We start from the raw sequence: 25,266 nt of genomic DNA on the forward strand, positions 1-25,266 counted from the left end.
CGGGTCCACTTCTGGTGAAATCGCGGCCGTGCCGCATGCGGCGCTCACCGCTGCAGCAGGCATCGGTCGGCAGTCCGCGTGTGGAGATAGCGACGGAGGCGATGTCGTGAGGACCGGACCGACGACCCTGCCCGACAACGGCCCGCGGAAGCGCCGCGCGCAGTTGCGTTGGGTGCCGCGACTGAGGGATGCGCGGATCAGGTCCAAACTGGCCCTGATCCTGGTCGTTCCGCTGGCCGCGGTCGCCGCTCTGGCCACGGTACGGCTGGTCGACGTAGGACAGGGAGCCGTCGACGCGCGAATGGTGCGGTCGATGGCCGAACTCTCCGTCGACGTCTCAGCCCTGGCTCAGGACGTCCACAAGGAGCGGATGGCCGCGGTGACCTTCCTCGCCGCCCGCGACGCCGACGCCGAGGCATACAACAGCCGGGTGCGCAGCACCGACGAGCGGATCGCTGCGTACGCCGCCGAACGCGACCGGGTCGGAAACGTGCCGGAGGCGGTCGAGCGGCAGCTGGTCGCCATCGACGACCATCTGGACACCTTGAACGCCACCCGCCAGGAGGTGCTCGACCGGCGGCAGATGCCAGTGCCGGAAGCGGTGCTGCGGTACGGCGTCATCCTGTCCGACCTGGCTTCCTACGGTGAGGTGCTCGGCCAGGTCTCCGGTGACGGCGAGGTGCCGGACAGTCTGCGTGCCGTCTCCGCCTTCGCCCGGGCCAAGCTGGCCACGGCCGAGGAGGAGGCGATCATCTTCGCCGCGCTGTCCACCGGCCGGCTGGACGAGGAGCAGTTCTCGTCGTACCTGGCCACGCTGACCAGCCAGCAGGAGGCGTTGCTGTCGTTCTCGCTGGCCGCGTCGCCGTGGGAGCAGGAGCTGGCCGACAGCAGCGTCACCGGCGACGCCGTCTTCCTGGCCGACCGGGTCGCCACCGAGATCACCCGTTCGGTGGGCCAGCGGGCTCCGATGAGCGCCGCACAGGCCGCCCGAGCCGTGGGCGCGGTCAACGACCTGATGCGGTGGGCCGAGGTCCAGCTGGAGAACCGGCTGCTCGACCGGGCCACCGAGGTGAGCACCAACGTCACCCGGCAGGCGATCATCGAGTCGATCGCGGTGCTGATCGTCCTGGTGCTGGCGATTGCCCTTGCGGTGGTCCTGGCCCGCTCGTTGAACGACTCGCTGCGGCGGCTGCGGGAAGGCGCCATGTCGGTGGCCAGCCGGGACCTGCCGGAGGCGGTGGCCAAGCTCCGCGACGTCAACGACCTCAACGACCGGGGCCCGGAGGAGATCGTCCGCAACCTACGTGACCCGATCCGCCTGCCCAACCGCGACGAGGTTGGCCAGGTCGGCCAGGCGTTCAACGTGGTGCACCGGGAGGCGGTCCGGATCGCCGCCGAGCAGGCCGCGCTGCGGGCGAGCGTGTCGGCGATGTTCCTCTCCCTGGCCCGCCGAAGCCAGACGTTGGTCGACCGGATGATCGGCGAGCTCGACGCGATCGAGCGCGGCGAGGAGGACCCGAAGCGGCTCGCCCAGCTGTTCCAGCTCGACCACCTCGCCACCCGGATGCGCCGCAACGACGAGAATCTGCTGGTCCTGGCAGGTGCCGACTCGACGGCGCCACGCCGGGAGGACGCGCTGCTGGTCGACGCGCTGCGAGCCGCGCAGTCTGAGGTCGAGCTCTACAACCGGATCGAGTTCGGCACCGTCGACACCGACATCCTGATCTCCGCGCACGCGGTCAACGACGTGGTACGTCTCGTCGCCGAGCTGCTCGACAACGCCACCCGGTTCTCCCCGCCGACCACCACGGTCGTCGCCGACGCCCGGCGGCTGCGCGACTACGTACTGGTCCAGGTGGAGGACCGCGGCCTGGGGCTGTCTGAGGAGCAGTTGGACAATCTCAACCGGAGGCTTGCCGAGCCGTCCACGGTCGACGTCTCGGCGTTCCGACTGATGGGTCTCGCCGTGGTCAGCCGGCTGGCCGGCCGGTACGGCATCCGGGTCGAACTGCGGCCCAACCCGGAGGGCGGCACTATCGCCCAGGCCACGCTGCCGAGCAGCATCCTGGTGCTGCCGCAGCGCACCCGGGAGCCAGCGATGACGCGGGGACGCCCGGCCATGGCGGCCGAGCCGATCTCCGCCGCGCCCACGTCAGGCGGGACCTGGTCGCCGATCTCGAGTCCGCCGGCGGCGGCACCCGGCCGTACGGCGACCCTCACGGACCAGTGGCAGAACGCCCGGTCGTCACAGTGGAACGCAGTGGCCGGTGCACCTACCGCCGCCTTCCCGGTGACCACCGGCGGGCAGTCGACGCCGGTGTCCGCCGCCCCGATCTCCGCGTCACCGATGTCCGGCGCTCCCATGTCCGGCGCTCCCATGTCCGGCGTTCCCATGTCCGGCGCACCGGCTGCCCCGGCCGCCGGCCCGGCCGCGCCGACGTACAACCCGGGGCTGCCGGCGTACCGTCCGGCGGCATCCGCCGCCCCGCCTGCGGCGGCACCGCCGGTGGCCAACGTCGGTACGCCGACCGTGGCCTACCCGACGGTGCGACCGGCCGGTACCAGCGGCCACCCGGACCAGTCGGTCATCCCGGCCACCATGCATCCGCTGGCCCCAGCGGTACGCACCGGCGGCCAGCTGCCGCACGGCCCGATGGCCGGCGGCTCCACCGGCGGCAGTGCGCCTGCAGCGCCCGCCAAGCCTGCAGCGCCCGCCAAGCCCGCGGCGCCCGCCAAGCCCGCGGCGCCCGCCAACCCCGGTGCCCGGCCCGAGGACGCCGCTGAGATGCCCATCTTCCGGGAGATGGAGGCGGTCTGGTTCCGGTCACACGGCTCGGCCGAAACCACCGTCCTGCCGCTGCCGACCGCCGGTCGTCCGCCTGCTGCCGGTGCGCCCGCACCGGCGTACCCGCCGGCACCCGCTCCGACCAGGACACCGCTGCCGGCCCGCAACCCGGGACAGTCGGCTCCACAACCGGCGGCGTACTCTGCTCCGGTGCAGCCGAACGCCGCACCACCACCCCCGGCGGCGCCACCGGCGCCAGCACCGTCCACTTCGGCCGGCGCGGCGACGTCGGCGCTGAATGCCATCCCCCGGCAACGGACCGGCGACTCCGGCAGTTGGCGTACCGCCGCCGACGAGGGCTGGGCCCGGGCCAGTAAGGCCGCGGAGCCGGCGACCGCCGGCATCACCCGCTCTGGTCTGCCAAAGCGCCAGCCCCAGGCACAGCTGGTGCCGGGTGGCGTGGAGGCCAAGCAGGGCCGCGAGCCGACCCGGCGGACCCCGGACGAGGTCCGCGGCCTGTTGTCGGCATATCACCGTGGCGTGCAACGCGGCCGGACCGTCGGCAGCGAGCAGTACCGCGCCAACTCAACCAAGGAGACCAGCGAATGAACAGGCCAGCAGCTATTCAGGACATGGGTTGGCTGCTCAGCAACTTCGCCGACAGCGTGGCGGGGATCGCCCACGTCGTGGCTGTCTCGGCAGACGGACTGCTGCTCGCCTCCTCGCGTGACCTGCCGGCGGATCGGGCCGACCAGTTGGCGGCGATCACCTCCGGCGTGGTCAGCCTCACCGACGGGGCGTCGCGGATGTTCAGCGCGGGTGGCGTGCTGCAGACAGTGATCGAGATGGACAGCGGGTACCTGTTCCTGATGTCCATCAGCGACGGATCGTCGATGGCGGTGCTCGCCGCCCGTAGTTGCGACGTCGGTCAGGTCGGGTACGAGATGGCATTGCTGGTCGAGCGGGTCGGTGCCGCGCTGGTCCCGGCCCCACGGGAGGCCGTGGGCGGCCGACCCTGATCCGAGGCTGAAGTTTCGCAGCGACACAAGGGACCGTCACCGATGACGTGCCAGCAGACCCACGAGGAGGTGACCGCTCAATGGGCCAACCACGACAGGACCCGCGCGGAGCGCTGGTCCGCCCCTATGCGGTCACCCGCGGGCGTACCGAGCCACAGCAGCACATCGCCCTGGAGGCGGTGCTGGTGGCCTCGGCGGCGGCGGTCACCGAGTCTCGTTTCGCCGGGCACGACAAGCATCGAATCGCCACGATCTGCGACAACCGTGCCCAGTCACTGGCGGAGATCGCCGCGTACACCCGGCTCCCGCTGGGCGTCGCACGGGTCCTCGTCGCCGACATGGTCGCCGACGGCCTGCTGGCGTTGCACAGCACCGCTCCGACTGAGACAGAGGGCTACGAGGAGCGAATGGAACTTCTTGAGAGGGTGCTAAGTGGACTTCGCAGGCTATGACCGTCCCGGCGTCCGCCGGGACAAGGGAATCACCTCGGCGAAGATCGTCATCGCCGGTGGATTCGGGGTGGGCAAGACCACCATGGTCGGCGCGGTCTCCGAGATCACGCCGCTGACCACCGAGGCGTTGATGACCTCGGCCGGTGTCGGCATCGACGATCCGTCAAAGGTCCCCGGCAAGGAGACCACCACGGTGGCGATGGACTTCGGCCGGATCACCATGGCCGACGACCTGATTCTCTACCTGTTCGGCACACCCGGACAGACCCGGTTCTGGTTCATGTGGGACGAGATCATCCGCGGCGCGGTCGGTGCCGCGGTGCTGGTGGACACCCGCCGGATCACCGACGCCTTCGCCCCGCTCGACTACTTCGAGAACCGGCAGCTGCCGTACCTCGTGGCGTTGAACTGCTTCGACGGCGCGCCAGAGTACGAGCCGGGGGAGGTGCGGGAGGCGCTGGCTATCGCGCCGCACGTTCCGCTGGTGATGTGCGACGCCCGCAGCCGGGACTCGACGAAGAGTGTGCTGGTCACTGTCGTCGAGCACGCCATGGCGACGCTGCGCGCCGAGCACGGCCGGGGGTATCCGACGCCGGTCGGCTGATTGTACGGCAACACAGCCGGCGGCGCGCTGCGCCGCCGGCTGGCGCGTGCTCAGCCGGCCGTGCGGCCTCAGCCCGCCGGGCGCGGCCTTCCTCAGTCGATCGGCAGCCGGTAGCCGCGTTTGACCACGGTCTGAATCACCCCGGGCGTACCCAGCCCGGCCCGCAGCCGGGCCACCGCCATCTCGACGGCGTGCTCGTCGGCACCTCGGGGCAGGGTGCGCAGCAGGGCGGCCCGGGACAGCACCCGTCCCGGGGTCTGCGCCAGCGCGCGTAGCACCGCCATCGGTGCCGGTGCCAACGGGCGTAACTCACCGTCGATCACTGCGGCGTGTCCGCGCAGGGTGAGCAGGTGTCCGCCGACCTTCAGGTTGACCGCCCGCCGGGGCAGTTCGTCGACGATGGTCCGGACCAGCGCCCCGAGTCGGGCGCGAGCCGGTGCGGTCACCGGCACTCCGTGCCGGCGCAGCGGCGCCGCGGTGACCGGACCGACGCAGGCGGCCAGTACGTCGGTCCGCATCGCCTCGAGCACCGCGTCGGCGTTGGGCCCGGCGGCGCGCAGCAGCGCTCCGACCGCCGGCGCGGAGGTGAAGGTGACCGCGTCGACGAGCCGGCCGGCGACCAGGTCGACCAGCCGGTGCAGTGGTGCCGGGTCGGTCGGCGGCGCCCACCGGTACACCGGCACCTCGATCACGGTGGCGCCGGCCGCCTCGAGCGCCGCCGAACACTCCGGTTGCCGTTCCCCGTGCAGCTGCATCGCGATCACCTGGCCGGCCACGCCGCGGGCCCGCAGATAGTCGGTGACCTCGTCACAGCTCTCCGACGCGGGTGACCACTGGTCGTGCAGGCCGGCTGCCCGGATCGCGCCCCGGGCCTTGGGACCGCGGGCCACGATGTAGGCGCCGCCGAGCACCGCCCGCAGCGGCTCGGCCAAGCCCCACCCCTCTGCGGCCTCCAGCCAGCCACGCATGCCGATGCCGGTGTTGGCGATCAGCACGTCCGGCGGATCGTCCAGGCAGGCCCGGGTCGATGCCCGTAGTTCGGTGTCGTCGGCCAACGGCACGATCCGCAGTGCCGGGGCGAGCACCACCCGGGCACCCCGTCGTTCCAGCAGCGCGGCCAGCTCGTCGCGCCGCCGGTCGGCGGTGACCCCGATGGTGAATCCGGACAGCTCGTCGGACATCACTGGTCCTGCCGCCGACCGAGCACCTCGATCAGCCCGTCCCGACAGCGCAGCCGGTAGGTCGGCACGGCGACGCCCGGCAGATCCAGACATTCGCCGGTACGCAGGTCGTAGATCTGCTTGTGCAGTGGTGACGCCACGGTCGGGATGTCCCCCCGGGTACCGACGATGCCCCGGGACATGACGTGGGCACCGGCGACCGGGTCCTGGTTGCCGATCGCGTACAACGTCCCGTCGTAGGTCCGGAAGACCGCCACCTGCTCGCCGTCGACCAGCGCGGCAACGCCCCGCTCCGGCTCCACCCGGGAGTACGGGCACACCGGTGTCCACTGGGCGGTGACGTTGACTGTCTGCACACTCATCGGCGTACCTCCAGGGTTGTCGGGAGACCGAGCGCGACGGGCCGGCGCTCGCCCAGGGCTGGCACCGGCTGGCCCCGCTCGACCTCGAAGGTGATCGACGGGTCCGGGGTGTCGGGTGCGTTGACGAAGGAGGCGAAGCGGCGTAGCCGTTCCGGGTCGTCGATCGTGTCCCGCCACTCGTCCGAGTAGGACTCGACATGCCGGGCCATCGCCTCGTCCAGCTCGGCCGCCAGCCCGAGCGAGTCGTCGACGATCACCGATCGCAGGTGGTCCAGGCCGCCGTCCATCGCCTCGATCCAGGCCGCGGTGCGCTGCAGCCGATCGGCGGTGCGGATGTAGAACATCAGGAACCGGTCGATGGTACGAACGAGTTCCTCGGTGGACAGGTCACTGGCGAACAGGTCGGCGTGCCGGGGCCGGAAGCCGCCGTTGCCGCCGACGTAGAGGTTCCAGCCGGCGTCGGTGGCGATGATGCCGAAGTCCTTGCTGCGCGCTTCGGCGCACTCCCGGGCGCAGCCGGATACCGCAGACTTGATCTTGTGCGGGGCGCGCAGCCCCCGGTAGCGCAGCTCCAGGGCGACCGCCAGGCCGACCGAGTCCTGCACCCCGTAGCGGCACCAGGTGGAGCCGACGCAGGACTTCACCGTCCGCAGCGCCTTGCCGTAGGCGTGACCGGACTCGAAGCCGGCGTCGACCAGCCGCCGCCAGATCTTCGGCAACTGCTCGACCCGGGCACCGAACAGGTCGATCCGCTGCCCACCGGTGATCTTCGTGTAGAGGTTGAAGTCCCGGGCCACCTCGCCGATCACGATCAGCTTCTCCGGGGTGATCTCCCCACCGGGTATCCGCGGCACCACCGAGTAGGTGCCGTCGCGCTGGATGTTGGCCAGGAAGTGGTCGTTGGTGTCCTGCAGGGTGGCCTGCTCGCCGTCGAGGACGTAGCCGTTGCCCAGCGAGGCGAGGATCGAGGCGACCACCGGCTTGCAGATGTCGCAGCCCCGGCCCCGGCCGTGCTCGGCGACCAGCTGGGAGAAGGTCCGGATACCGCGTACCCGGACGATGTCGAACAGCTCCTGGCGGCTGTGGTCGAAGTGTTCGCACAGCGCCGTTGACTGGGCCACCCCGGCGACGGACAGCAACTGCTTGAGCATCGGTACGCAGGACCCGCAGCTGGTGCCGGCCCGGGTGCACGCCTTGATCCCGGCGACGTCGGTGCAACCGTCGCCGATCGCGCCGAGGATCTGATCCTTGGTGACCGCGTTGCAGGAGCAGACCTGGGCGCTGCCGGGCAGCGCGTCGATGCCGGCCCCACCGGCGGCACCGTCGGACCCGGCCGGGGCGAGCAGCGCCAGCGGCGGGCCCGGCAGCGGCCCACCGACGCTGGCCCGAAGCGTCGGGTACGCCGTCGCGTCGCCGACCAGCACCCCGCCGAGCAGGGTCCGCGCGTCATCGGAGAGCACCAGCTTGGCGTAGACCCGGGTGGCCGGGTCAGTGAATGTCACGTCCAGGCAGTCGGTGGTGGTGCCGTGCGCGTCACCGAACGACGCCACGTCCACCCCGAGTAGTTTGAGCTTCGTGGAGGTGTCCGCGCCGGGGAAGGCAGCGGTGCCGCCGAGCAGCCGGTCGGCGACCACCTCGGCCATCGCGTAGCCGGGGGCGACCAGCCCGTAGCAGCGGCCCGGTTCGCCGTCGACGCTGACCGCGGCGCACTCGCCGACCGCCCAGATGTGCGGGTCGCTGGTCCGGCAGGTGGCGTCGACGGTCACCCCGCCGCGCTCGCCGACGGCCAGCCCGGCGGCGCGGGCCAGGTCGTCGCGGGGCCGGATGCCGGCGGCGACGACCACCAGGTCGGTCTCCAGTTCGGTGCCGTCGGTGAGGGCGGCCCCGTGCGGGGTGCCGTCCGGCCCGGTGCGGATCGCCGACGTCGCGGTCCCCAGGTGCACGTCGACGCCGAGGTCCTCGACGTAGCGGCGCAGCATCGCCCCGCCGGCCTCGTCGATCTGGACCGGCATCAGCCGGGGCGCGAACTCCACCACATGGGTACGCAGGCCGAGCAGCCGCAGCGCGTTGGCGGCCTCCAGGCCGAGCAGGCCGCCGCCGATCACCGTGCCGACCCGCCGGTCGGCGGCCGGATCGGTGGCGAAGTCGCGGATGGCGACCAGGTCGTCCAGCGTCCGGTAGACGAACACCCCGTCGCGCAGGCCGCCGCCGTTGGCGCCGTCGGTGGGGCGGTGTGCGCCGTCGATCGGCGGGACGAACGGGTACGAGCCGGTGGCCAGCACCAGCGCGTCGTAGCCGTACTCGCCGTGGTCGGTGACGACCACCCGGCGGTCTCGGTCGATGCGCCGGGCCGGCTGGGCCAGCCGTAGATCCACCCCGTCGTCCGGGGTGTGCACGCTCAACTCGTCCGGCCCGACGCCGTCGAAGAAGGCCGACAACCGGACCCGGTCGTACGCCGGCCGCGACTCCTCGGCGAGTACCGTGACCTGCCATTCGCCGCCGGTGTCACGGGAGCGGACCGCTTCGACCAGGCGCTGCCCGACCATGCCGTTGCCGATGACGATCAACCGGTTCACGCTGGTACCTCCACGTCGGAATCCACAGATGAGAGCCAGTCGACGATGCCGGTGACCGCGTCGGTGCAGCTGCCGCAGCCGGTGGTGGCCCGGGTGGCGGCGACCACCTCGGCGACCGACCGGGCACCGGCGCGCCAGCAGCGCACCAGCGCGCCCTTGCTGACCGTGTTGCACTGGCAGACGGTCGCCGCATCCGGCATCAGTGCCGGACTGGTCGCCGGCGCCGCGACGGTGCCGCCGACCGCCCGGCCGAGCAGCAGCGCCCGCCGGTCGGCCGGCACCGGACCGCCCCGGTCGAACAGCTGGATGACGGTGCCGACGGCCGGGTTGTCGCCGAGCATGATCGCCCCGGTCAGCCGGTCGTCGCGGATCAGCAGACGGGCGTACGTGCCGCGGGCCGGGTCGGCGAAGCTGAGCTCCTCGGTCTGCCCGTCGGCGCCCGGCCGGGTGTCGCCCATCGCGGCGAGGTCGATGCCGGCGGCCTTGAGGCGGGTCACCGTCGGCAGTGGCCGGTAGCGGGCACCCGGGTCGTCGCCGGCCAGCACCCGGGCCAGCACCTGGGCCTGTTCCCAGGCGGGGGCGACCAGCCCGGTAACGACGCCGTCGTGTTCGGCGCAGTCCCCGATCGCCCAGATGTGCGGGTCGCTGGTGGCCATCCGGTCGTCGACCATCACACCGCGCCCGACCCGTAGCCCGGCCCGCCGGGCCAGGTCGGTGTCCGGCCGGACACCGCAGGCCAGCACCAGCAGGTCGGCGTCCAGCTCCCGGCCGTCGCCGAGCCGCAGCCGGACCCCGTCGGTGGTGGCGGTGACCGACTCGGCGGCGGCGGCCAGCTCGGTGCCGACGCCGAGGCCGGCCAGGGTACGGGCGAGCACCGCGCTGGCGGTGGCGTCGAGTTGACGCTCCATCAGCTGACCGACCTTGTGCACCACCCGTACGTCCAGTCCGCGGGCGGCCAGCCCCCGGGCGGCTTCCAGGCCGAGCAGGCCGCCGCCGAGCACCAGCGCGGTGCGGGCACCGTCGGCGGCGGCGAGGATCCGCCGGCAGTCGTCCAGGGTCCGGAACACCGCGACCCGGTCGGGCAACCCCGCTGGGCCGTCGGTGCCGGTCAGGCCGGGCAGGTCGGGGACCACGGCCCGGCTGCCGGTGGCGAGCACCAGCTGGTCGTACTCGGTGGCGGTGCCGTCGGCGGTGCGCACCGTCCGGGTGGCCGGCTCGATCGCGGTCACCGCCAACCCGGACCGCACGTCGATGCCGTGCCCGGCGGCCTCGGTGAGCGTGACGTCCAGCTCGTCGGCCCGGCCGGCGAGCAGGTTCGACAGCATGATCCGGTTGTACGCCCGGTGCCGCTCCGCCCCGTACACGGTGATCTTGTAGTCGCCGCGCCGGGCGGGCAGCTCGGCGGCGAGCCGGGCACCGGCCATGCCGTGGCCGACGATGACGATACGGTTCACGCTCGCTCCACCCTGACCGCACAGATCTTGAACTCGGGCATCCGGGATGTCGGGTCCAACGCGTCGTTGGTGACCGAGTTGATCCGCCCCGCGCCACCCCAGTGGAACGGGGCGAACACGGTGTCCGGGCGGATCGACCCGGTCAGTCGGGCCGGGGCGCGCATCTCGCCGCGTCGGCTGGTCACCCTGACCGGGTCGCCGTCGGCGACGCCGAGCCGGGCGGCCAGGTCCGGGTGCAGCTCCACGAAGGCCTCCGGGGCGGCACCGCGCAGCGGCGCGATCCGGCGGGTCTGCGCACCGGACTGGTACTGGGCCAGCACCCGGCCGGTGGTCAGGTAGAGCGGGTAGTCGGCGCAGACCTCCTCGGCGGCGGCCCGGTGCTCCACCGGCACGAACCGGGCGCGCCCGTCCGGGGTGGCGAACCGTTCGGTGAACATCCGTGGGGTGTCCGGCCGGTCCGGGTCCGGGCAGGGCCAGAAGACCCCGTCGGCGGTGTCGATCCGCTCCCAGGTGACCCCGGCATAGTCGGCGACCCCGCCGGCTGAGGCCCGGCGTAGCTCGGTGAAGACCTCGGCGGGGTCGGCCGGGAACTGCCCGGCCGGGCAGCCGAGCCGCCGCGCCAGGTCGGCCAGCACGGCCAGGTCGGTGCGGGCGCCGGACGGGGGTGGCCGCAGCGCGTGCCGGCGCAGCACCCGGCCCTCCAGGTTGGTCATGGTGCCGTCCTCTTCGGCCCACTGGGCGGTGGGCAGCACCACGTCGGCCATCGCCGCCGTCTCGGACAGCACGAAGTCGGCGACGACCAGCAGGTCCAGGTCGGCCAGTCGGCGTTGGACCCGGCCGGCACGGGGTGCCGAGACCACCGGGTTGGAGCCGAAGACCAGCAACGCCTTCGGCCCGGCCGGGGTGCCGAGCGCGTCCAGCAGCTCGTACGCGGAAACCCCCGGCCCGGGCAGGTCGGCCGGGTCGACGCCCCACACCCCGGCCACGTGTGCCCGCGCCGCCGGGTCGTCGATGCGCCGGTAGCCGGGCAGCTGGTCGGCCTTCTGGCCGTGCTCCCGGCCGCCCTGACCGTTGCCCTGGCCGGTCAGGCAGCCGTACCCGGAGCCGGGCCGGCCGGGCAGCCCGAGGGCGAGCGCCAGGTTGACGTAGGCGCTGACCGTGTCGACGCCCTTGGCGTGCTGTTCGGCTCCGCGCGCGGTGAGGATGACGACCTTCGCGGGCGGGGCGTCGGTCGCGCGTCGGTCGCCGCCGGCCAGCGCCCGCGCCGCCGCCTCCAGATCGCCGATCGGTACCCCGGCGAGCCGTTCCACCCGGGCCGGCCAGTAACCGGCGACGGTGGCCCGGACGGTGTCGAAGCCGGTGGTCCGCTCGGCGACGTAGGCCTGGTCCACCCAGCCCTCCCGCAACGCGACATGCAGCAGCGCGTTGGCCACCGCGAGGTCGGTGCCGGGGGTTGGCTGCAGGTGCAGGTCGGCCAGGCGGGCCGTGGCGGTGCGGCGGGGGTCGATCACGATCAACGTACCGCCGCGCTGTTTCATCTCGGTCAGGTAGCGGGCGAACGGCGGCATCGTCTCGGCCACGTTCGCGCCGACCAGCAGCAGGGTGTCGGCGGTGCCGACGTCGGCCATCGGGAACGGCAGGCCGCGGTCGACGCCGAAGGCCCGGATCCCGGCGGCGGCCGCCGAGGACATGCAGAACCGGCCGTTGTAGTCGATGTTGCGGGTGCGCAGCGCGACCCGGGCGAACTTGCCCAGCGCGTACGCCTTCTCGTTGGTGAGCCCGCCGCCGCCGAACATCGCGACCGCGTCGCGGCCGTGTGCCTGCGCAATGCCGGTGACGTCGGCGACAATCCGGTCCAGCGCCTCGTCCCAGCTGGCCGGCCGCAGCTCGGCTCCCGGTCGGTCACGGACCAGCGGGGTGGTCAGCCGCTGCGGGTGGTCGAGCAGCTCGGCAGCGGTCCAGCCCTTCTGACAGAGCCCGCCCTGGTTGGTGGGAAACTGCCGGGGCAGCACCTGCACGCCGCCGTCGGCGCTCGCGCGCAGCCGCATGCCGCACTGCAGCGCGCAGTACGGGCAGTGGGTGGCCACGGTCCGGTCGACTGATTCGCCGGTCGGCCCGATGGTCACCTGCACGCTGCCTGGCATGTGCGAAGCGTGCCGGGGGGCGATTTCACCGCGACGTCCCGATTGTTTCCAGCCTGCTAAGAGCAGCTCACACGGACCGTTGTCAGGGGGTTAGCCAGCCCATCTGCTGGGACCTCCGGCGTACCGGTGCCGACCAGGGGTTTTGACCGGCGTGCCGGGCAGCGGGTATCGTCGCCTGCTGTTGTGCGACAACCGAGGGGCGTCCCTCGCCAGACCCGTCACCGTCCCAGGTCACCGTCCGTGGATGTAGCTCACCGTCTACGGGAGGCCCCGTCCGATGATGCCGGGTCAGCCGGGGTATGCTTGTCGTTCGCGCGCGCGTTCTCTGCCAGGTCGCCCGGTTCCGGGTCGCCCCGACGGCCCGCGCGTTACCTGACGACCGACGCGCGACCCCAGACCGACGACGAGACAAGGTAGACCTGTGCGTACGTACAGCCCGAAGCCGGGTGAGATCGAGCGTCAGTGGCATGTGATCGACGCCTCTGACGTCGTGCTGGGCCGCCTGGCCACCCACGCCGCCACGCTGCTGCGCGGCAAGCACAAGCCGACTTTCGCGCCGCATGTCGACACCGGTGACTTCGTCATCGTCGTCAACGCCGGCAAGGTGGCGTTGACCGGCAACAAGCGGCACACCAAGGTGGCCTACCGGCACTCCGGTTACCCCGGCGGGCTGAAGCAGGTCGGCTACGACGAGCTGCTGGCCAAGCGCCCCGAGCGGGCGATCGAGCTGGCCGTCAAGGGCATGCTGCCGCACAACAAGATCGGTGCCAAGCTGATCCGCAAGCTCAAGGTCTACGCCGGCGCCGAGCACCCGCACGGCGCGCAGCAGCCGGTGCCGTTCGAGATCAAGCAGATCGCGCAGTGAGCGCGGGCGAAGGAACAAGCATGACCGAGACCACCGAGGCCAGCCCGGTCGCCGTTGCCGAGACCGAGCCGGCCCCCGCCGTGACGCCCGCGCCAGTGGTGCGCGCGCCGCGCGGCGAGCGCCCGATCCAGACCGTCGGGCGGCGCAAGGAAGCCATCGTCCGGGTGCGGATCGTCCCCGGCTCCGGCAAGGTCACCTGCAACGACCGCGAGCTCGAGGAGTACTTCCCGAGCAAGGTGCACCAGCAGTTGATCCGGGAGCCGCTGGTGACGGCTGAGAAGGCCGAGGCGTTCGACGTGATCGCCAACCTGCGCGGCGGCGGCATCACCGGCCAGGCGGGCGCGCTGCGGCTGGGTATCGCCCGGGCGCTGTGCGCCAACGACGGCGACGACCGCCCAGCGCTGAAGAAGGCGGGCTTCCTCACCCGCGACGACCGGGTCAAGGAGAGCAAGAAGTACGGCCTGAAGAAGGCTCGTAAGGCTCCGCAGTACTCGAAGCGCTAGTCCGATACGGCTGAACGGGCGGCTGGGACACCTCCTTCGTGGGGTTTCTCGGCCGTCCGTGCTTTTTTGTCTAGTTGATGCGGATTTTTCCGTTCATCGGCAGTATCTTCATCGGTTGCCGGCTCGCTCGCCATCGCAGCGGGCGGATCCGTCCCCCCGAGGGGCGGTGGAGCGGCACCGTTAGCGGGACCATCGGAGGATGACAGGTATGGCGCGGCTGTTCGGCACCGATGGCGTACGCGGGCGGGCCAACGCCGATCTCACCCCGGAGTTGGCGCTGGCGGTCGCGGTCGCCGCCGCGCACACCCTGGCCGAGCGGGATCCGAGCCGTCAGCCGCTGGCCGTGGTCGGCCGCGATCCGCGGGCCAGCGGCGAGATGCTGGAGGCCGCCGTCGTGGCCGGGCTGACCAGCGCCGGCGCGAACGTGCTGCGGGTCGGCGTGCTGCCGACCCCTGGCGTCGCGTTCCTGGTCGGGGAGACCAAGGCCGACTTCGGGGTGATGCTCTCCGCGTCGCACAACCCGATGCCGGACAACGGCATCAAGCTGTTCGCCGCCGGCGGGCACAAACTGCCGGACGATCTCGAGATGAAGATCGAAGCCGCGATCGGCGCGGCGATCGAGGGCGACGGCTCGATCGGCCGACGGCGGCCCACCGGGGCCGGTATCGGCCGGGTGAGCGACCTGCTGGACGGAGCCGAGCACTACGTCGGGCACCTGGTCGGCACGGTCGACCACCGGCTCGACGGGCTGCGGGTGGTGGTTGACTGCGCGAACGGCGCGGCGGCCGAGGTCGGCCCGGTCGCGTACCGGGAGGCCGGCGCGGAGGTCATCGCGATCAACGCCGAGCCGAACGGGCTCAACATCAACGACGGTTGCGGGTCGACCCACCTCGACGTGGTCCGGGCCGCCGTCCTCGAACACAGCGCCGACCTGGGGCTGGCCCACGACGGCGACGCCGACCGGTGCCTGGCGGTGACCGCCGACGGCACCGAGGTGGACGGCGATGAAATCATGGCGATCCTGGCGCTGGCCATGCGCGACGCCGGCACGTTGACCGCCGACACCCTGGTGGCCACCGTGATGAGCAACCTCGGGCTGCGGCTGGCCATGTCCCGGGAAGGCATCAAGCTGGTCGAGACCAAGGTTGGTGACCGGTACGTGCTGGAGGAGCTGCGGGCCAGCGGGCTGGCGTTGGGCGGTGAGCAGAGCGGGCACATCGTGATGCCCAGCTACGCCACCACCGGCGACGGCGTGCTCACCGGACTGCAGCTGATGTCCCGGATGGCGGCCACCGGGACCTCGCTGGCCGGTCTGGCGGCCACCGTTACCAAACTGCCCCAGGTGTTGATCAACGTGCCGGTCGGCGACCGGGTTGCCGGTGCCGGCGACCCGGCGGTACGGTCCGCCGCCGAGCAGGCCGAGGCCGAGCTGGGCGGCACCGGGCGGGTGCTGCTGCGCCCGTCTGGTACCGAGCCGCTGGTCCGGGTGATGGTCGAGGCGACGACGGTGGAGACTGCCCGTTCGGTCGCCGAGCGGATCGCAGCTGCTGTCCGCGCGGTCAGCCCGGCCTGACCAGTACGCCGGCAAGCCTGATCGACCGGGCCTGAACCTGCCACCCGGCCTGCTCGGTCAGCCGGCCGGTTGCAGGCCGGCCAGTCGCCGGCTGGCTTCGGCGAGGACCTCGGGACGTTTGCAGAAGGCGAACCTGACCAGCAGCCTGCCGGCGTCCGGCTCGTCGTAGAACACCTGGGTCGGTACGGCGACCACTCCGCAGCGCTCCGGTAGCGACAGGCAGAATTCGATCCCGTCGGTGCCGCCCAGCGGGCTGATGTCGGCGGTGGCGAAGTAGGTGCCCTGCGGCACCAGCACCCGGAATCCGGCCTCGGACAGCCCGGCCACCAGTTGGTCGCGCTGCGCCTGCATGTTCTGCCGCAGCCCGGTGAAGTAGCTGTTCGGTAGGTCCAGCGCCACCGCGACGGCCGGCTGCAGCGGCCCGCCGTTGACGTAGGTGAGGAACTGCTTGACCCGGGCGGTGGCGGTGACCAGCGTGGCTGGCCCACTGGCCCAGCCGATCTTCCAGCCTGTACAGGAGAAGGTCTTGCCGGCCGACGAGATGCGGAGCGTCCGGTCCCGCATCCCGGGCAGGGTGGCGAGCGGGACATGTGGGGTGTCGGCGTCGGTGAAGACGAGGTGCTCGTACACCTCGTCGGTGACCGCCCAGATGTCATGCTCCTGGCATATCGCGGCGATCGCGGTGAGCTCGGCGACGGTGAAGACCTTGCCGGTCGGGTTGTGCGGGGAGTTGAGGAGCACCAGGCGGGTACGTGGCCCGACCGCGGTGCGCAGCGTGGCCGGATCAAAGGCGTACCGGCCGTCCCCGTCGGGGCGTAGGGTGACCGGCCGGCGGACCGCACCGGCGAGCGCGATCGCGGCCGCGTACGAGTCGTAGTAGGGCTCGAAGCAGATTACCTCGTCACCCGGCTCGCACAACGCGAGGATGGCGGCGGTGATCGCCTCGGTCGCCCCAGCGGTGATCAGGACCTCGGTCTCCGGGTCGTAGTCGAGCCCCCAGAAGCGCTGCTGGTTGCGGGCGACAGCGGTGCGTAGCGCAGGGGTGCCGGGACCAGGCGGGTACTGGTTGTGGCCGCCGCGCAGCGCCTGGGTAGCGGCCGCCAGCATCACGGTGGGCCCGTCGGTGTCCGGGAAGCCCTGGCCGAGATTGACCGCGCCGGTGCGGACGGCAAGAGCGGACATTTCGGCGAAAATCGTCGTGCCGAACGGGCGCATGCGGCGGACCAGGGGGTCGATGTCGGCGGGGGTGCCGGGGGAGGTGGCCACCTCGCCACTTTATGCGGTCCATTGAAGCAGATGACGGCGCCCGTACTTTGCACTATAAGGCGGGTTTGATCGGTTACTGCTCAGCGTGCCTGATCGATTGCGGGGGTTATGCGCACCGCCGATGAGCGATCGTGGGCTACGCTACGACCCATGTGTGGAATCGTGGGGTACGTCGGCGCGCGGCCGGCGCTGGGCATCGTGCTGGACGGGCTCCGGCGGCTCGAATACCGGGGTTACGATTCGGCCGGCGTGGCGATCGTCTGTGACGACGAGCTGCGCACCGAAAAGCGGGCCGGCAAACTTACCAACCTGGAGAAGGCATTCGGCGACGAGCGGTTCGGCACCGGCACCGCCGAGGACACCACGACGGTCGACAGCACCTGCTGCCCGGCCACGGTCGGCATCGGTGACGGCACCGCCGGCATCGGCCACACCCGGTGGGCCACCCACGGCGGACCGACCGACCGCAACGCCCACCCGCACCTGTCCCGCGACGGCCGGGTCGCGGTCATCCACAACGGGATCATCGAGAACTTCGCCAAGCTGGTCGCCGAGCTCGAAGCCGACGGGGTCGAGTTCGTCAGCGACACCGACACCGAGTGCGCAGCGCACCTGCTCGCCGCCGCCCTGGCCGACCTGCGTGCGGCCGGCGAGCCGGAAGGCCCGCGACTGCTGGCCGCCGCGATGCGTCGGGTGTGTCAACGCCTCGAAGGCGCGTTCACCCTGCTCGCCGTGGACGCCAGCATCCCGGACGCGGTGGTCGGTGCCCGGCGCAACTCCCCGTTGGTGGTCGGCCGTGGCCCGGGTGAGCACTACCTGGCCAGCGACGTCTCCGCGTTCATCGAGCACACCCGCGACGCCGTCGAGCTCGGTCAGGACCAGGTCGTCCTGATCACCCCGGACAGCATCGAGATCACCGACTTCTCCGGCGCGCCGGCGCTCGGCCGTGACTTCCACATCGACTGGGACGCCTCCGCCGCCGAGAAGAGCGGCTACGACTACTTCATGCTCAAGGAGATCGCCGAGCAGCCGCAGGCGGTCGCCGACACGCTGCTCGGCCGGCTCACCGAGACCGGCGAGATCATGCTGGACGAGGTCCGCCTCACCGACCAGGACCTGCGTGACGCCGACAAGATCTTCATCGTCGCCTGCGGTACGGCGTACCACTCCGGGATGGTCGCCAAGTACGCCATCGAACACTGGACCCGGATCCCGTGCGAAGTGGAGCTGGCCAGCGAGTTCCGCTACCGGGACCCGGTGCTGGACCGGTCCACCCTGGTGGTGGCGATCTCCCAGTCCGGCGAGACGATGGACACCCTGATGGCCCTGCGGCACGCCAAGGAGCAGAAGGCCCGGGTGTTGGCGATCTGCAACACCAACGGCTCCACGATCCCGCGCGAGTCCGACGCGGTGCTGTACACCCACAGCGGCCCGGAGATCGCGGTCGCCTCCACCAAGGCGTTCCTCACCCAGCTGGTGGCCTGCTACCTGATCGGCCTGCACCTGGCCCAGGTGCGCGGCATCAAGTACGCCGACGAGGTGGCCGCCGTGGTCAGTCAGCTGCAGGAGATGCCGGGCAAGCTGCGGCAGGTGCTGGACTCGATGGAGCCGGTCCGCCAGCTCGCCCGGAACCTGTCCACCGCCAACCAGGTGCTGTTCATCGGCCGCCATGTCGGCTACCCGGTAGCTCTCGAAGGCGCGCTCAAGCTCAAGGAGCTCGCCTACATGCACGCCGAAGGCTTCGCCGCCGGCGAGCTCAAGCACGGCCCGATCGCCCTGATCGACCAGGGCACCCCGGTGGTCTGCGTGGTGCCGTCGCCGGCCGGCCGCGGCATGCTGCACGACAAGATCGTGTCGAACATCCAGGAGGTACGGGCCCGAGGCGCCCGTACCGTGGTGATCGCTGAGGAGGGCGACACCGCCGTGGCGCGGTACGCCGACGATCTGATCTACGTACCGCGCACCCCGACGCTGCTGGCCCCGCTGTTGACCACGGTGCCGCTGCAGGTGCTCGCCTGCGAGATCGCCGCCGCCCGGGGACACGACGTCGACCAGCCCCGGAACCTGGCGAAGTCGGTCACCGTGGAGTGACCGCCGCGCCCGTGCCGGGGCGGCTGGCAGCCGGGTTGTTCCCGGCCCATTGACATCCTCGCCGCCCTAAACGACGGCGATTCCAGCCACGCTGCGCGTGACACGCGCAGTGTTCTGGTGGGTTACCGTTCTACCGCGCGGTGCCGGGACGGGTCCCGGTCCTACCCGCGCTCCACGGTCGTTGACGTCCGCCTGCCCGGCGGCCTTGATGTTGATCGCGGCGTTGACGTCCCGGTCGTGGTGACCGCCACACGGACAGACCCACGACCGGACGTTCAGCGCCATCCGCTCGTTGATCCGGCCGCAGTCCGAACACATCCGGGTGGACGGGAGCCACCGGTCCACCCGGGCGAACGTACGCCCGGACCGCGCCGCCTTGTACTCGACCATGCCGACGAACCACGCCGATTCGACCGTCCCGGTCGATCGCCTGACCGAGCACCCCCGCCGTGGCGACCCAGTCGGCGAGCACCGCCTTGGCCCGGGCCAGCTGCTCGGCGTACCGGCTGAGGATCTGGTCGACGACGCACAGCGCCGGGCCGACGGCGTCCAGCCGGTCACCCAGGCCGGCCAACCGGGTGTCGGCGGCGGTCGCCGCCGGGCCGGACCAGCCGGCGCGCAGCGCCCGGGCCGACCCGGCCACCTCAGCGGCCCGCCGCTCGACCGCTGGTTGCCGCCGCCGCCAGCCGTACGCGGCCCGCTGCCAGGCCGCCGGGTCGGCCCGCCACAGCTGCTGGTACGTGATCACCCGGCCAGCCGGTGGACCGCCAGCCAGTCGGCGGCGTCGTGCAGCACGGCCGGCCGCACCCGCAGCGGCCCGCCGCCGGCCGGGCCCACGTCGTTGCCGGGCAGTTCACCCACGTCGCCTCCGCTCACTCATATCGCCTCCGTCGGCATGCGTCGATGGGCAGACGCTATCCGGAACCGACAGCGTGGCGGGGGACCCTGTGGACAATCGGCGCAGCGGTTACCGTCCCACCGGTCACCACCGCCGGTAGGGTGACCATGGGTGGTGCGCGACGAAGGCGGCGCGGCGGAGGTGCGAGGAATGATCCAGGTGTGGCGGGTGTCCGACGTCCGCAGCGCCGAGCAGGCGCTGATGGCGACCGTTCCACCGGGGACATTGATGCACCGGGCCGCCGCCGGCCTGGCCCGCAGGTGCGCCACCCTGCTCGTCGAGCGCGGCGGGGTCTACGGTGCCGAGGTGCTGCTGCTGGTCGGCTCGGGCGACAACGGCGGTGACACGCTGTACGCCGGAGCCCGGCTGGCCCGCCGGGGCGCCCGGGTCACCGCCTGGCTGCTGCGTCCGGACCGGGCCCACTGTGGCGGGCTCGCCGCGTTGCGGGCCGCAGGCGGCCGGGCGGCCGACGGTCGGACCGCCGACGGTGCCGGCCGGCACGCGGACCTGATCCTGGACGGGATCGTCGGCATCGGCGGCACCGGCGGGCTGCGGGAGCCGGCCGCCGGTGCGCTCGCCCGGGCCGGCGAGCTCACTTCGGCACGTGGCGGTCGGCCGGTGCTGGTCGCGGTGGACGTGCCCAGCGGCGTGGCGGTCGACACCGGCGGGGTGCCCGACGGCGCCGCGGTGCCGTCGACCGGAGCTGGCCTGGCCGGGTCCGGAGCTACCGGGGCCGGGACGGACACCGTGCGGGCCGACGTCACCGTCACCTTCGGATGCCTGAAGCCGGCCCTGATGGTCGGACCGGCCGCCGTCCGCGCCGGCCACGTGGAGCTGGTCGACATCGGCCTGCGACCGTGGTTGCGCGGCACACCCGTGTTCGAGGTGCCCGGTCGCGACGACGTGTCAACCTGGTGGCCGACGCTGGCCCCGGCAGCCGAGAAGTACACCCGGGGAGTCGTCGGGGTGGCGACCGGATCAGCGACCTATCCGGGCGCGGCGGTACTCTCCGTCGGCGGGGCGGTCGCCGGGCCGACGGGCCTGGTCCGGTACGCCGGCAGCGCCGCCGCCCAGGTGCTGGACCGGTACCCCTCGGTGATCGCCACCGGTCGGGTCGCCGATGCCGGCCGGGTGCAGGCCTGGGTGTGCGGCTCCGGGCTGGGCGGCGGGGAACACGCCGTGACCGAGCTGCGGTCGGTGCTGGCCGCGCCGGTGCCGGTGGTGCTGGACGCCGACGCGTTGACCATGCTGGTCGACGGCAGCTGGGCGGAGCAGCTACGCGGCCGGCAGGCACCCACCGTGATCACCCCGCACGATCGGGAGTTCGCCCGGCTCGCCGGCCAGCCACCCGGCGACGACCGGGTCGGGGCCGCGCTGCGGCTGGCCGCCTGGATGCGGGCGACTGTCCTGCTCAAGGGCGACCGTACGGTGGTCGCCGCCCCGGACGGACGGGCGTACGTGAACGCCACCGGCACCCCGGCGCTGGCCACCGGCGGCACCGGCGACGTGCTGGCCGGCCTGCTCGGCTCGCTGCTCGCCGCTGGGCTGGACCCGCAGCGGGCGGCGCTGGCCGCCGCGTACGTGCACGGCCTGGCCGGCCGGGCCGCTGCCCGCAACGGGCCGGTCACCGCGGTCGAGGTGGCCGCCGCGCTGCGCCCGGTGGTGGCCGACCTGACCGACGGGTGATGGTGGCCTTCCAGCGGGTGACGATGATCTGACCCTGGTCGGTGCCGACCTGACCGGCCGGGAACCTGCCCGATCAGGTGACTGGTCAGTAGGCTGGCTCCATGTGGCAGGCAGAGGTGCGGGTCGACCTGGACGCGATTCGGGAGAACGTGGCCCGGCTGCGGGCCGGCACCAGCGCCGAGCTGATGGCGGTGGTGAAGGGCGACGGGTACGGCCACGGGATGGGGCCGGCGGCCCGGGCCGCTCTCGACGCCGGAGCTGACTGGCTCGGCGTCTGCACCCTCGGTGAGGCGTTGGAGCTGCGCGGCGCGGGGTTGACCGCGCCGGTGCTGGCCTGGCTGATCAGCCCCGGGCTGCCGCTACACGACGCGGTCGCCGCCGACGTCGACCTCGGCGTGGGCAGCCGCGCCCTGCTGTCCGAGGCGGTCGCCGCGGCCCGACTCGCCGGCCGGCCGGCCCGGTTGCACCTCAAGCTCGACACCGGGTTGTCCCGGGGCGGGGCCACCGGCGACGACTGGCCCGAGCTGGTCGAGGCGGCCGCCAAGGCGCAGTCTGACGGCACCGTCGAGGTGGTCGGGGTGTGGAGCCACTTCGTCTTCGCCGACGCGCCCGGGCACGCCACCATCGACCGGCAGCTGGCGGCGTACCACGACGGGCTGGCCGTGGCCAGCCGGTACGGGCTGCGCCCCCGCTACCGGCACCTGGCCAACTCGGCGGCCACCCTGACCCGGCCGGACACCCACTTCGACCTGGTCCGGCCCGGTATCGCCTGCTACGGGCTGTCGCCGGTGCCGGGCGAGACCTTCGGTCTACGGCCGGCGATGACCGTCCGCGCCCGGGTGATGCTGGTCAAGCGGGTCCCCGCCGGGCAGGGCGTCTCCTACGGGCACACCTACCACACCGAACGGGAGAGCACCCTGGCCGTGGTGCCGCTCGGCTACGCCGACGGGGTGCCCCGGCACGCGTCCAACGCCGGTCCGGTGCGCCTCGGCGGCCGGGTGCGGCGGATCGCCGGTCGGGTGTGCATGGACCAGATCGTGCTCGACTGCGGCGACGACGAGATCAACGCTGGGGAGGTGGCCACATTGTTCGGTGACGGACGCGACGGCGGCCCGACTGCCGACGACTGGGCCGACGCGGTCGGCACCATCAACTACGAGATCGTCACCCGGTTCGGTAGTCCCCGGGTGCCCCGGATCTACCAGGACAGCCGGCCATGAGCGGGCAGCGGGCCGGTGCGCAGAAGGTGGCCCGGACCGCCGGCATCGTGGGCGCGGCCCTCGGCGTCGCGGCGGCCGGGGTGACCGCGACGGTCACCGTTGAACGCGCCCTGGTGCGCCGACTCAAGCGGGAGGTGGCAGACCGGTACGCCGACGAACCCTTCGGAGAACTGCCCTATGACGAGACCCGGGTGGTCACCGCCGCCGATGGCACCGACGTGTACGTGGAGATCGTCGAGCCGGACGACGCGGCACCGCCGCGGCCGACGATCGTCTTTGTACACGGCTACTGCCTGGACATGGGGACCTTTCACTTCCAACGCCGGGAGCTGACCCGGCGGGGTGAGTACCGGTTGGTCTGCTACGACCAGCCCGGCCACGGCCGCTCCGGGCGGCTGGAGTCCGGCGACTACGAGATCGACGCGCTCGGTGAGACGCTGCGCGCGGTCATCGAGCAGGCCGCTGGCGATGGCCCACTGATCCTGGTCGGACACTCGATGGGCGGCATGACCATCATGGCCCTGGCGCAACGGCATCCGGAGCTGTTCCGTGCCCGGGTGGTCGGCACCGTACTGATGGCGACCTCGGGCAACCTGGCCGACGAGGCCCGGCTCGGCCTGCCGGCGATTCTCAGTCGGGCCGGCTCGCCACTGCTGATGCTGGTCAACAACGCCACCCGGCTGACCGGTTCGGTGATCGACCGGCTGCGAGTGGCCACCGCCGACCTCGCCTGGCTGCTGACCCGCCAGTACGGCTTCGGCACCGACCGGCCCAGCCCGGCGCTGGTCAGCTATGTCGAACGGATGAACTCGCGGACCTCGGCGGAGACCGTCACCCGGTACGTACGGACCCTGCTGACCCACTCCCGGTACCCGGCGCTCGCGGTCCTGGAGAGCAGCCCCACCCTGGTCATCGTCGGCGACAAGGACATGATCACCCCGCTGACGCACTCGGAGGAGATCCTGCGTCGGCTGCCCGATGCCGACTACGTGAGAATCCCCGACGGCGGGCACGTGGTGATGCTGGAACACGCCGACCGGGTCAACGCGGCGCTGTTCGCGTTCCTTGCGAAAATCGCCCGATGACCGTCCGGATCCCGCTTCCCGAACTGGCCGACACCCACGACCTCGGCCGCCGCCTCGGCCGGCTGCTGCGCCAGGGCGACCTGGTGGTGCTGACCGGTCCGCTCGGTGCCGGCAAGACCGTCCTGGTGCAGGGCATCGGCGACGGCCTCGGGGTACGCGGAGACGTCACCTCGCCGACGTTTGTCATCGCCCGGGTACACCAGCCGGATCCGGCCCGCGGCGGCACGCTCACCCTGGTGCACGCCGACGCGTACCGGCTCGGCGACGCACCCGACCCACGGGCCGAGATCGACGACCTCGACCTGGACGCCGACATGGACCGGGCGGTCACCGTCGTCGAGTGGGGCGAGGGGATGGTCGAGCAGCTCGCCGAGGCACATCTGCTGATCCGCATGCACCGGGCCGAGGACGACTCCCGGACCGCCGAGGTGACCGGGCTGGGCCCCGGCTGGTCGGGCCGGCTCGCCGCGCTGGACCAGCCGGCCGGCCATGCTGGACGGTGATGTCGCAGGCCACCCGTAGAGTGCCGGACGGCGCGCAGCTCTCCATGAGGACGGGCGGCGGCCACCACCGAGGCGTGACGAAAGGCTCCCGAGATGCTCGACCTGCTGGCCATGTTGCCTCCTGCCTGGGCCACCGCGCTCACCCCGCACCTGGACCCGGCCGGCACCGCCGCGCTCGGCCGGTACGTCGCCGACGAGTACGCCGACCAGACGGTGTACCCGCCGGTGGAGGACCTGTTCACCGCGTACCAGCTGTGCCCGCCGGAGCAGTGCCGGGTGCTGGTCCTCGGCCAGGACCCGTACCACCGGGCCGGGCAGGCCCACGGGCTCAGCTTCAGCGTCCGCGACGGGGTGCCGGTGCCGCCGTCGCTGCGCAACGTATTCAAGGAGCTGGGCACCGATGTCGGGGTGCCGATGCCACGCAGCGGTGACCTGACCGGCTGGGCGGCCCAGGGCGTGCTGCTGCTCAACGCGGTGCTCACCGTGCGGCAGGGCCGGCCCGGCTCGCACGCCGGCAAGGGCTGGGAGGAGTTCACCGACGCCACGATCGCCGCGCTCGACGCCCGCGACCAGCGGGTCGTCTTCCTGCTGTGGGGCGGCTACGCCCGCAAGAAGCGCGGGCTGATCACCAACCCGGGGCACGTCGTGCTGGAGGCCGGCCACCCCAGCCCGATGAACCCGCGGGGCTTCCTCGGCAGCCGGCCGTTCAGCGCCACCGACAAGGCGCTGGCCGACGCCGGCCTGCCCGGCATCGACTGGAGCCGGACCGGCGGTGCCGGTCAGCCGGTGGCCGGCTGACCGGTCAACCGCTGCGCCCCGGTACCGGCTGACCGCTGCGGCCCGCCCGGTGCCGGGCCAGTAGTCGGGCGACACCCGGATCGGCGATCGCCAGCTCGGCCAGCGGCACCACCGGGTAGTGCCGCTCACCGTGCCGTACGTCGATTGACTCGGGGAGTACGTCGCACATCCGGGCGTGGGTCTCACCGCCCGACCGGCGGC

21 protein-coding genes are annotated in these 25,266 nt (G+C 72.5%); 13 read left to right on the forward strand and 8 right to left on the reverse strand.

Annotation, left to right across the window (positions count from 1 at the left end; genetic code table 11):
- Nucleotides 1-106: 106 nt before the first annotated feature.
- The 4 genes from ACFHWS_RS00630 to ACFHWS_RS00645 all read left to right on the forward strand — a co-directional run bounded on the left by ACFHWS_RS00630 (nucleotide 107) and on the right by ACFHWS_RS00645 (nucleotide 4,860).
- Nucleotides 107-3,394: a nitrate- and nitrite sensing domain-containing protein gene (locus ACFHWS_RS00630; RefSeq protein ID WP_416567420.1), complete on the forward strand. Its 3,288-nt coding sequence runs from the start codon at nucleotides 107-109 to the stop codon at nucleotides 3,392-3,394.
- Nucleotides 3,391-3,804 carry a roadblock/LC7 domain-containing protein gene (locus ACFHWS_RS00635; protein ID WP_123606103.1) on the forward strand — a complete coding sequence of 138 codons (414 nt, stop codon included), beginning with the start codon at nucleotides 3,391-3,393 and terminating at the stop codon, nucleotides 3,802-3,804. The genes ACFHWS_RS00630 and ACFHWS_RS00635 overlap by 4 nt, the downstream gene beginning before the upstream one ends.
- A gap of 80 nt (nucleotides 3,805-3,884) precedes the next feature.
- Nucleotides 3,885-4,256 (forward strand): DUF742 domain-containing protein, encoded by a 372-nt coding sequence (locus ACFHWS_RS00640; protein ID WP_416551309.1) that lies wholly within the window; start codon nucleotides 3,885-3,887, stop codon nucleotides 4,254-4,256.
- Nucleotides 4,237-4,860, forward strand: a complete 624-nt coding sequence (locus ACFHWS_RS00645; RefSeq protein WP_416551310.1) for a GTP-binding protein — start codon at nucleotides 4,237-4,239, stop codon at nucleotides 4,858-4,860. Before ACFHWS_RS00640 ends, ACFHWS_RS00645 begins: the two co-directional genes overlap by 20 nt.
- Nucleotides 4,861-4,952: 92 nt before the next feature.
- Here ACFHWS_RS00645 and ACFHWS_RS00650 read toward each other — a convergent pair whose 3' ends face one another.
- The 5 genes from ACFHWS_RS00650 to ACFHWS_RS00670 are packed head-to-tail and all read right to left on the reverse strand — an operon-like array spanning nucleotide 4,953 to nucleotide 12,577.
- Complete coding sequence (locus ACFHWS_RS00650) at nucleotides 4,953-6,041, reverse strand: uroporphyrinogen-III synthase (RefSeq protein WP_416551311.1); 1,089 nt, start codon at nucleotides 6,039-6,041, stop codon at nucleotides 4,953-4,955.
- Nucleotides 6,041-6,403, reverse strand: a complete 363-nt coding sequence (gene nirD / locus ACFHWS_RS00655) for a nitrite reductase small subunit NirD (protein WP_416551312.1) — start codon at nucleotides 6,401-6,403, stop codon at nucleotides 6,041-6,043. The genes ACFHWS_RS00650 and nirD overlap by 1 nt, the downstream gene beginning before the upstream one ends.
- Nucleotides 6,400-8,979 carry a nitrite reductase large subunit NirB gene (gene nirB, locus ACFHWS_RS00660; RefSeq protein ID WP_416551313.1) on the reverse strand — a complete coding sequence of 860 codons (2,580 nt, stop codon included), beginning with the start codon at nucleotides 8,977-8,979 and terminating at the stop codon, nucleotides 6,400-6,402. The genes nirD and nirB overlap by 4 nt, the downstream gene beginning before the upstream one ends.
- Complete coding sequence (locus ACFHWS_RS00665) at nucleotides 8,976-10,433, reverse strand: FAD-dependent oxidoreductase (protein WP_416551314.1); 1,458 nt, start codon at nucleotides 10,431-10,433, stop codon at nucleotides 8,976-8,978. The genes nirB and ACFHWS_RS00665 overlap by 4 nt, the downstream gene beginning before the upstream one ends.
- Complete coding sequence (locus ACFHWS_RS00670) at nucleotides 10,430-12,577, reverse strand: molybdopterin oxidoreductase family protein (protein ID WP_416567421.1); 2,148 nt, start codon at nucleotides 12,575-12,577, stop codon at nucleotides 10,430-10,432. Before ACFHWS_RS00670 ends, ACFHWS_RS00665 begins: the two co-directional genes overlap by 4 nt.
- Nucleotides 12,578-12,998: 421 nt before the next feature.
- Here ACFHWS_RS00670 and rplM point away from each other — a divergent pair, with 421 nt between their 5' ends.
- From rplM to glmM, 3 genes are all read left to right on the forward strand, one after another.
- Nucleotides 12,999-13,442, forward strand: coding sequence for a 50S ribosomal protein L13 (rplM, locus tag ACFHWS_RS00675; protein WP_416551316.1), 444 nt, complete (start codon nucleotides 12,999-13,001; stop codon nucleotides 13,440-13,442).
- A 20-nt stretch (nucleotides 13,443-13,462) separates the two neighbouring features.
- Complete coding sequence (rpsI, locus tag ACFHWS_RS00680; RefSeq protein WP_416551317.1) at nucleotides 13,463-13,945, forward strand: 30S ribosomal protein S9; 483 nt, start codon at nucleotides 13,463-13,465, stop codon at nucleotides 13,943-13,945.
- A gap of 208 nt (nucleotides 13,946-14,153) precedes the next feature.
- Entirely contained in the window at nucleotides 14,154-15,518 is a 1,365-nt protein-coding gene (gene glmM, locus ACFHWS_RS00685) for a phosphoglucosamine mutase (RefSeq protein ID WP_416551411.1), read from the forward strand.
- A gap of 57 nt (nucleotides 15,519-15,575) precedes the next feature.
- Here the strand turns inward: glmM and ACFHWS_RS00690 are convergent, their stop codons facing one another.
- Nucleotides 15,576-16,784, reverse strand: coding sequence for a pyridoxal phosphate-dependent aminotransferase (locus tag ACFHWS_RS00690; RefSeq protein WP_416551318.1), 1,209 nt, complete (start codon nucleotides 16,782-16,784; stop codon nucleotides 15,576-15,578).
- Between the two features lie 150 nt (nucleotides 16,785-16,934).
- Between ACFHWS_RS00690 and glmS the strand changes: the two genes are divergently transcribed.
- Nucleotides 16,935-18,875, forward strand: a complete 1,941-nt coding sequence (glmS, locus tag ACFHWS_RS00695; RefSeq protein WP_416567422.1) for a glutamine--fructose-6-phosphate transaminase (isomerizing) — start codon at nucleotides 16,935-16,937, stop codon at nucleotides 18,873-18,875.
- Nucleotides 18,876-18,941: 66 nt separating this feature from the next.
- Here glmS and ACFHWS_RS00700 read toward each other — a convergent pair whose 3' ends face one another.
- Nucleotides 18,942-19,265: a zinc ribbon domain-containing protein gene (locus tag ACFHWS_RS00700; RefSeq protein ID WP_416567423.1), complete on the reverse strand. Its 324-nt coding sequence runs from the start codon at nucleotides 19,263-19,265 to the stop codon at nucleotides 18,942-18,944.
- Nucleotides 19,266-19,923: 658 nt separating this feature from the next.
- On the opposite strand from ACFHWS_RS00700, the gene ACFHWS_RS00705 reads away from it, so the two are divergent.
- The 5 genes from ACFHWS_RS00705 (at nucleotide 19,924) to ung (ending at nucleotide 25,065) form a co-directional block, all read left to right on the forward strand.
- On the forward strand, nucleotides 19,924-21,459 hold the full coding sequence (locus ACFHWS_RS00705) for an NAD(P)H-hydrate dehydratase (RefSeq protein WP_416567499.1): 1,536 nt from the start codon (nucleotides 19,924-19,926) through the stop codon (nucleotides 21,457-21,459).
- Between the two features lie 101 nt (nucleotides 21,460-21,560).
- Nucleotides 21,561-22,679, forward strand: coding sequence for an alanine racemase (gene alr / locus ACFHWS_RS00710; protein ID WP_416551321.1), 1,119 nt, complete (start codon nucleotides 21,561-21,563; stop codon nucleotides 22,677-22,679).
- Nucleotides 22,676-23,764 (forward strand): alpha/beta fold hydrolase, encoded by a 1,089-nt coding sequence (locus tag ACFHWS_RS00715; protein WP_416567424.1) that lies wholly within the window; start codon nucleotides 22,676-22,678, stop codon nucleotides 23,762-23,764. Before alr ends, ACFHWS_RS00715 begins: the two co-directional genes overlap by 4 nt.
- The gene (tsaE, locus tag ACFHWS_RS00720) at nucleotides 23,761-24,267 is read left to right on the forward strand and encodes a tRNA (adenosine(37)-N6)-threonylcarbamoyltransferase complex ATPase subunit type 1 TsaE (protein WP_416551323.1); all 507 of its coding nucleotides are present in this window, start codon (nucleotides 23,761-23,763) and stop codon (nucleotides 24,265-24,267) included. The genes ACFHWS_RS00715 and tsaE overlap by 4 nt, the downstream gene beginning before the upstream one ends.
- 93 nt (nucleotides 24,268-24,360) lie before the next feature.
- The gene (gene ung / locus ACFHWS_RS00725; protein ID WP_416551324.1) at nucleotides 24,361-25,065 is read left to right on the forward strand and encodes a uracil-DNA glycosylase; all 705 of its coding nucleotides are present in this window, start codon (nucleotides 24,361-24,363) and stop codon (nucleotides 25,063-25,065) included.
- 4 nt (nucleotides 25,066-25,069) lie between these two features.
- On the opposite strand, the gene ACFHWS_RS00730 is transcribed toward ung, so the two are convergent.
- Complete coding sequence (locus ACFHWS_RS00730; protein ID WP_416551325.1) at nucleotides 25,070-25,234, reverse strand: hypothetical protein; 165 nt, start codon at nucleotides 25,232-25,234, stop codon at nucleotides 25,070-25,072.
- Nucleotides 25,235-25,266 lie beyond the last annotated feature (32 nt).

The sequence above is a fragment of the Micromonospora sp. LOL_013 genome, assembly GCF_048060315.1.
GTDB lineage: Bacteria > Actinomycetota > Actinomycetes > Mycobacteriales > Micromonosporaceae > Micromonospora_E.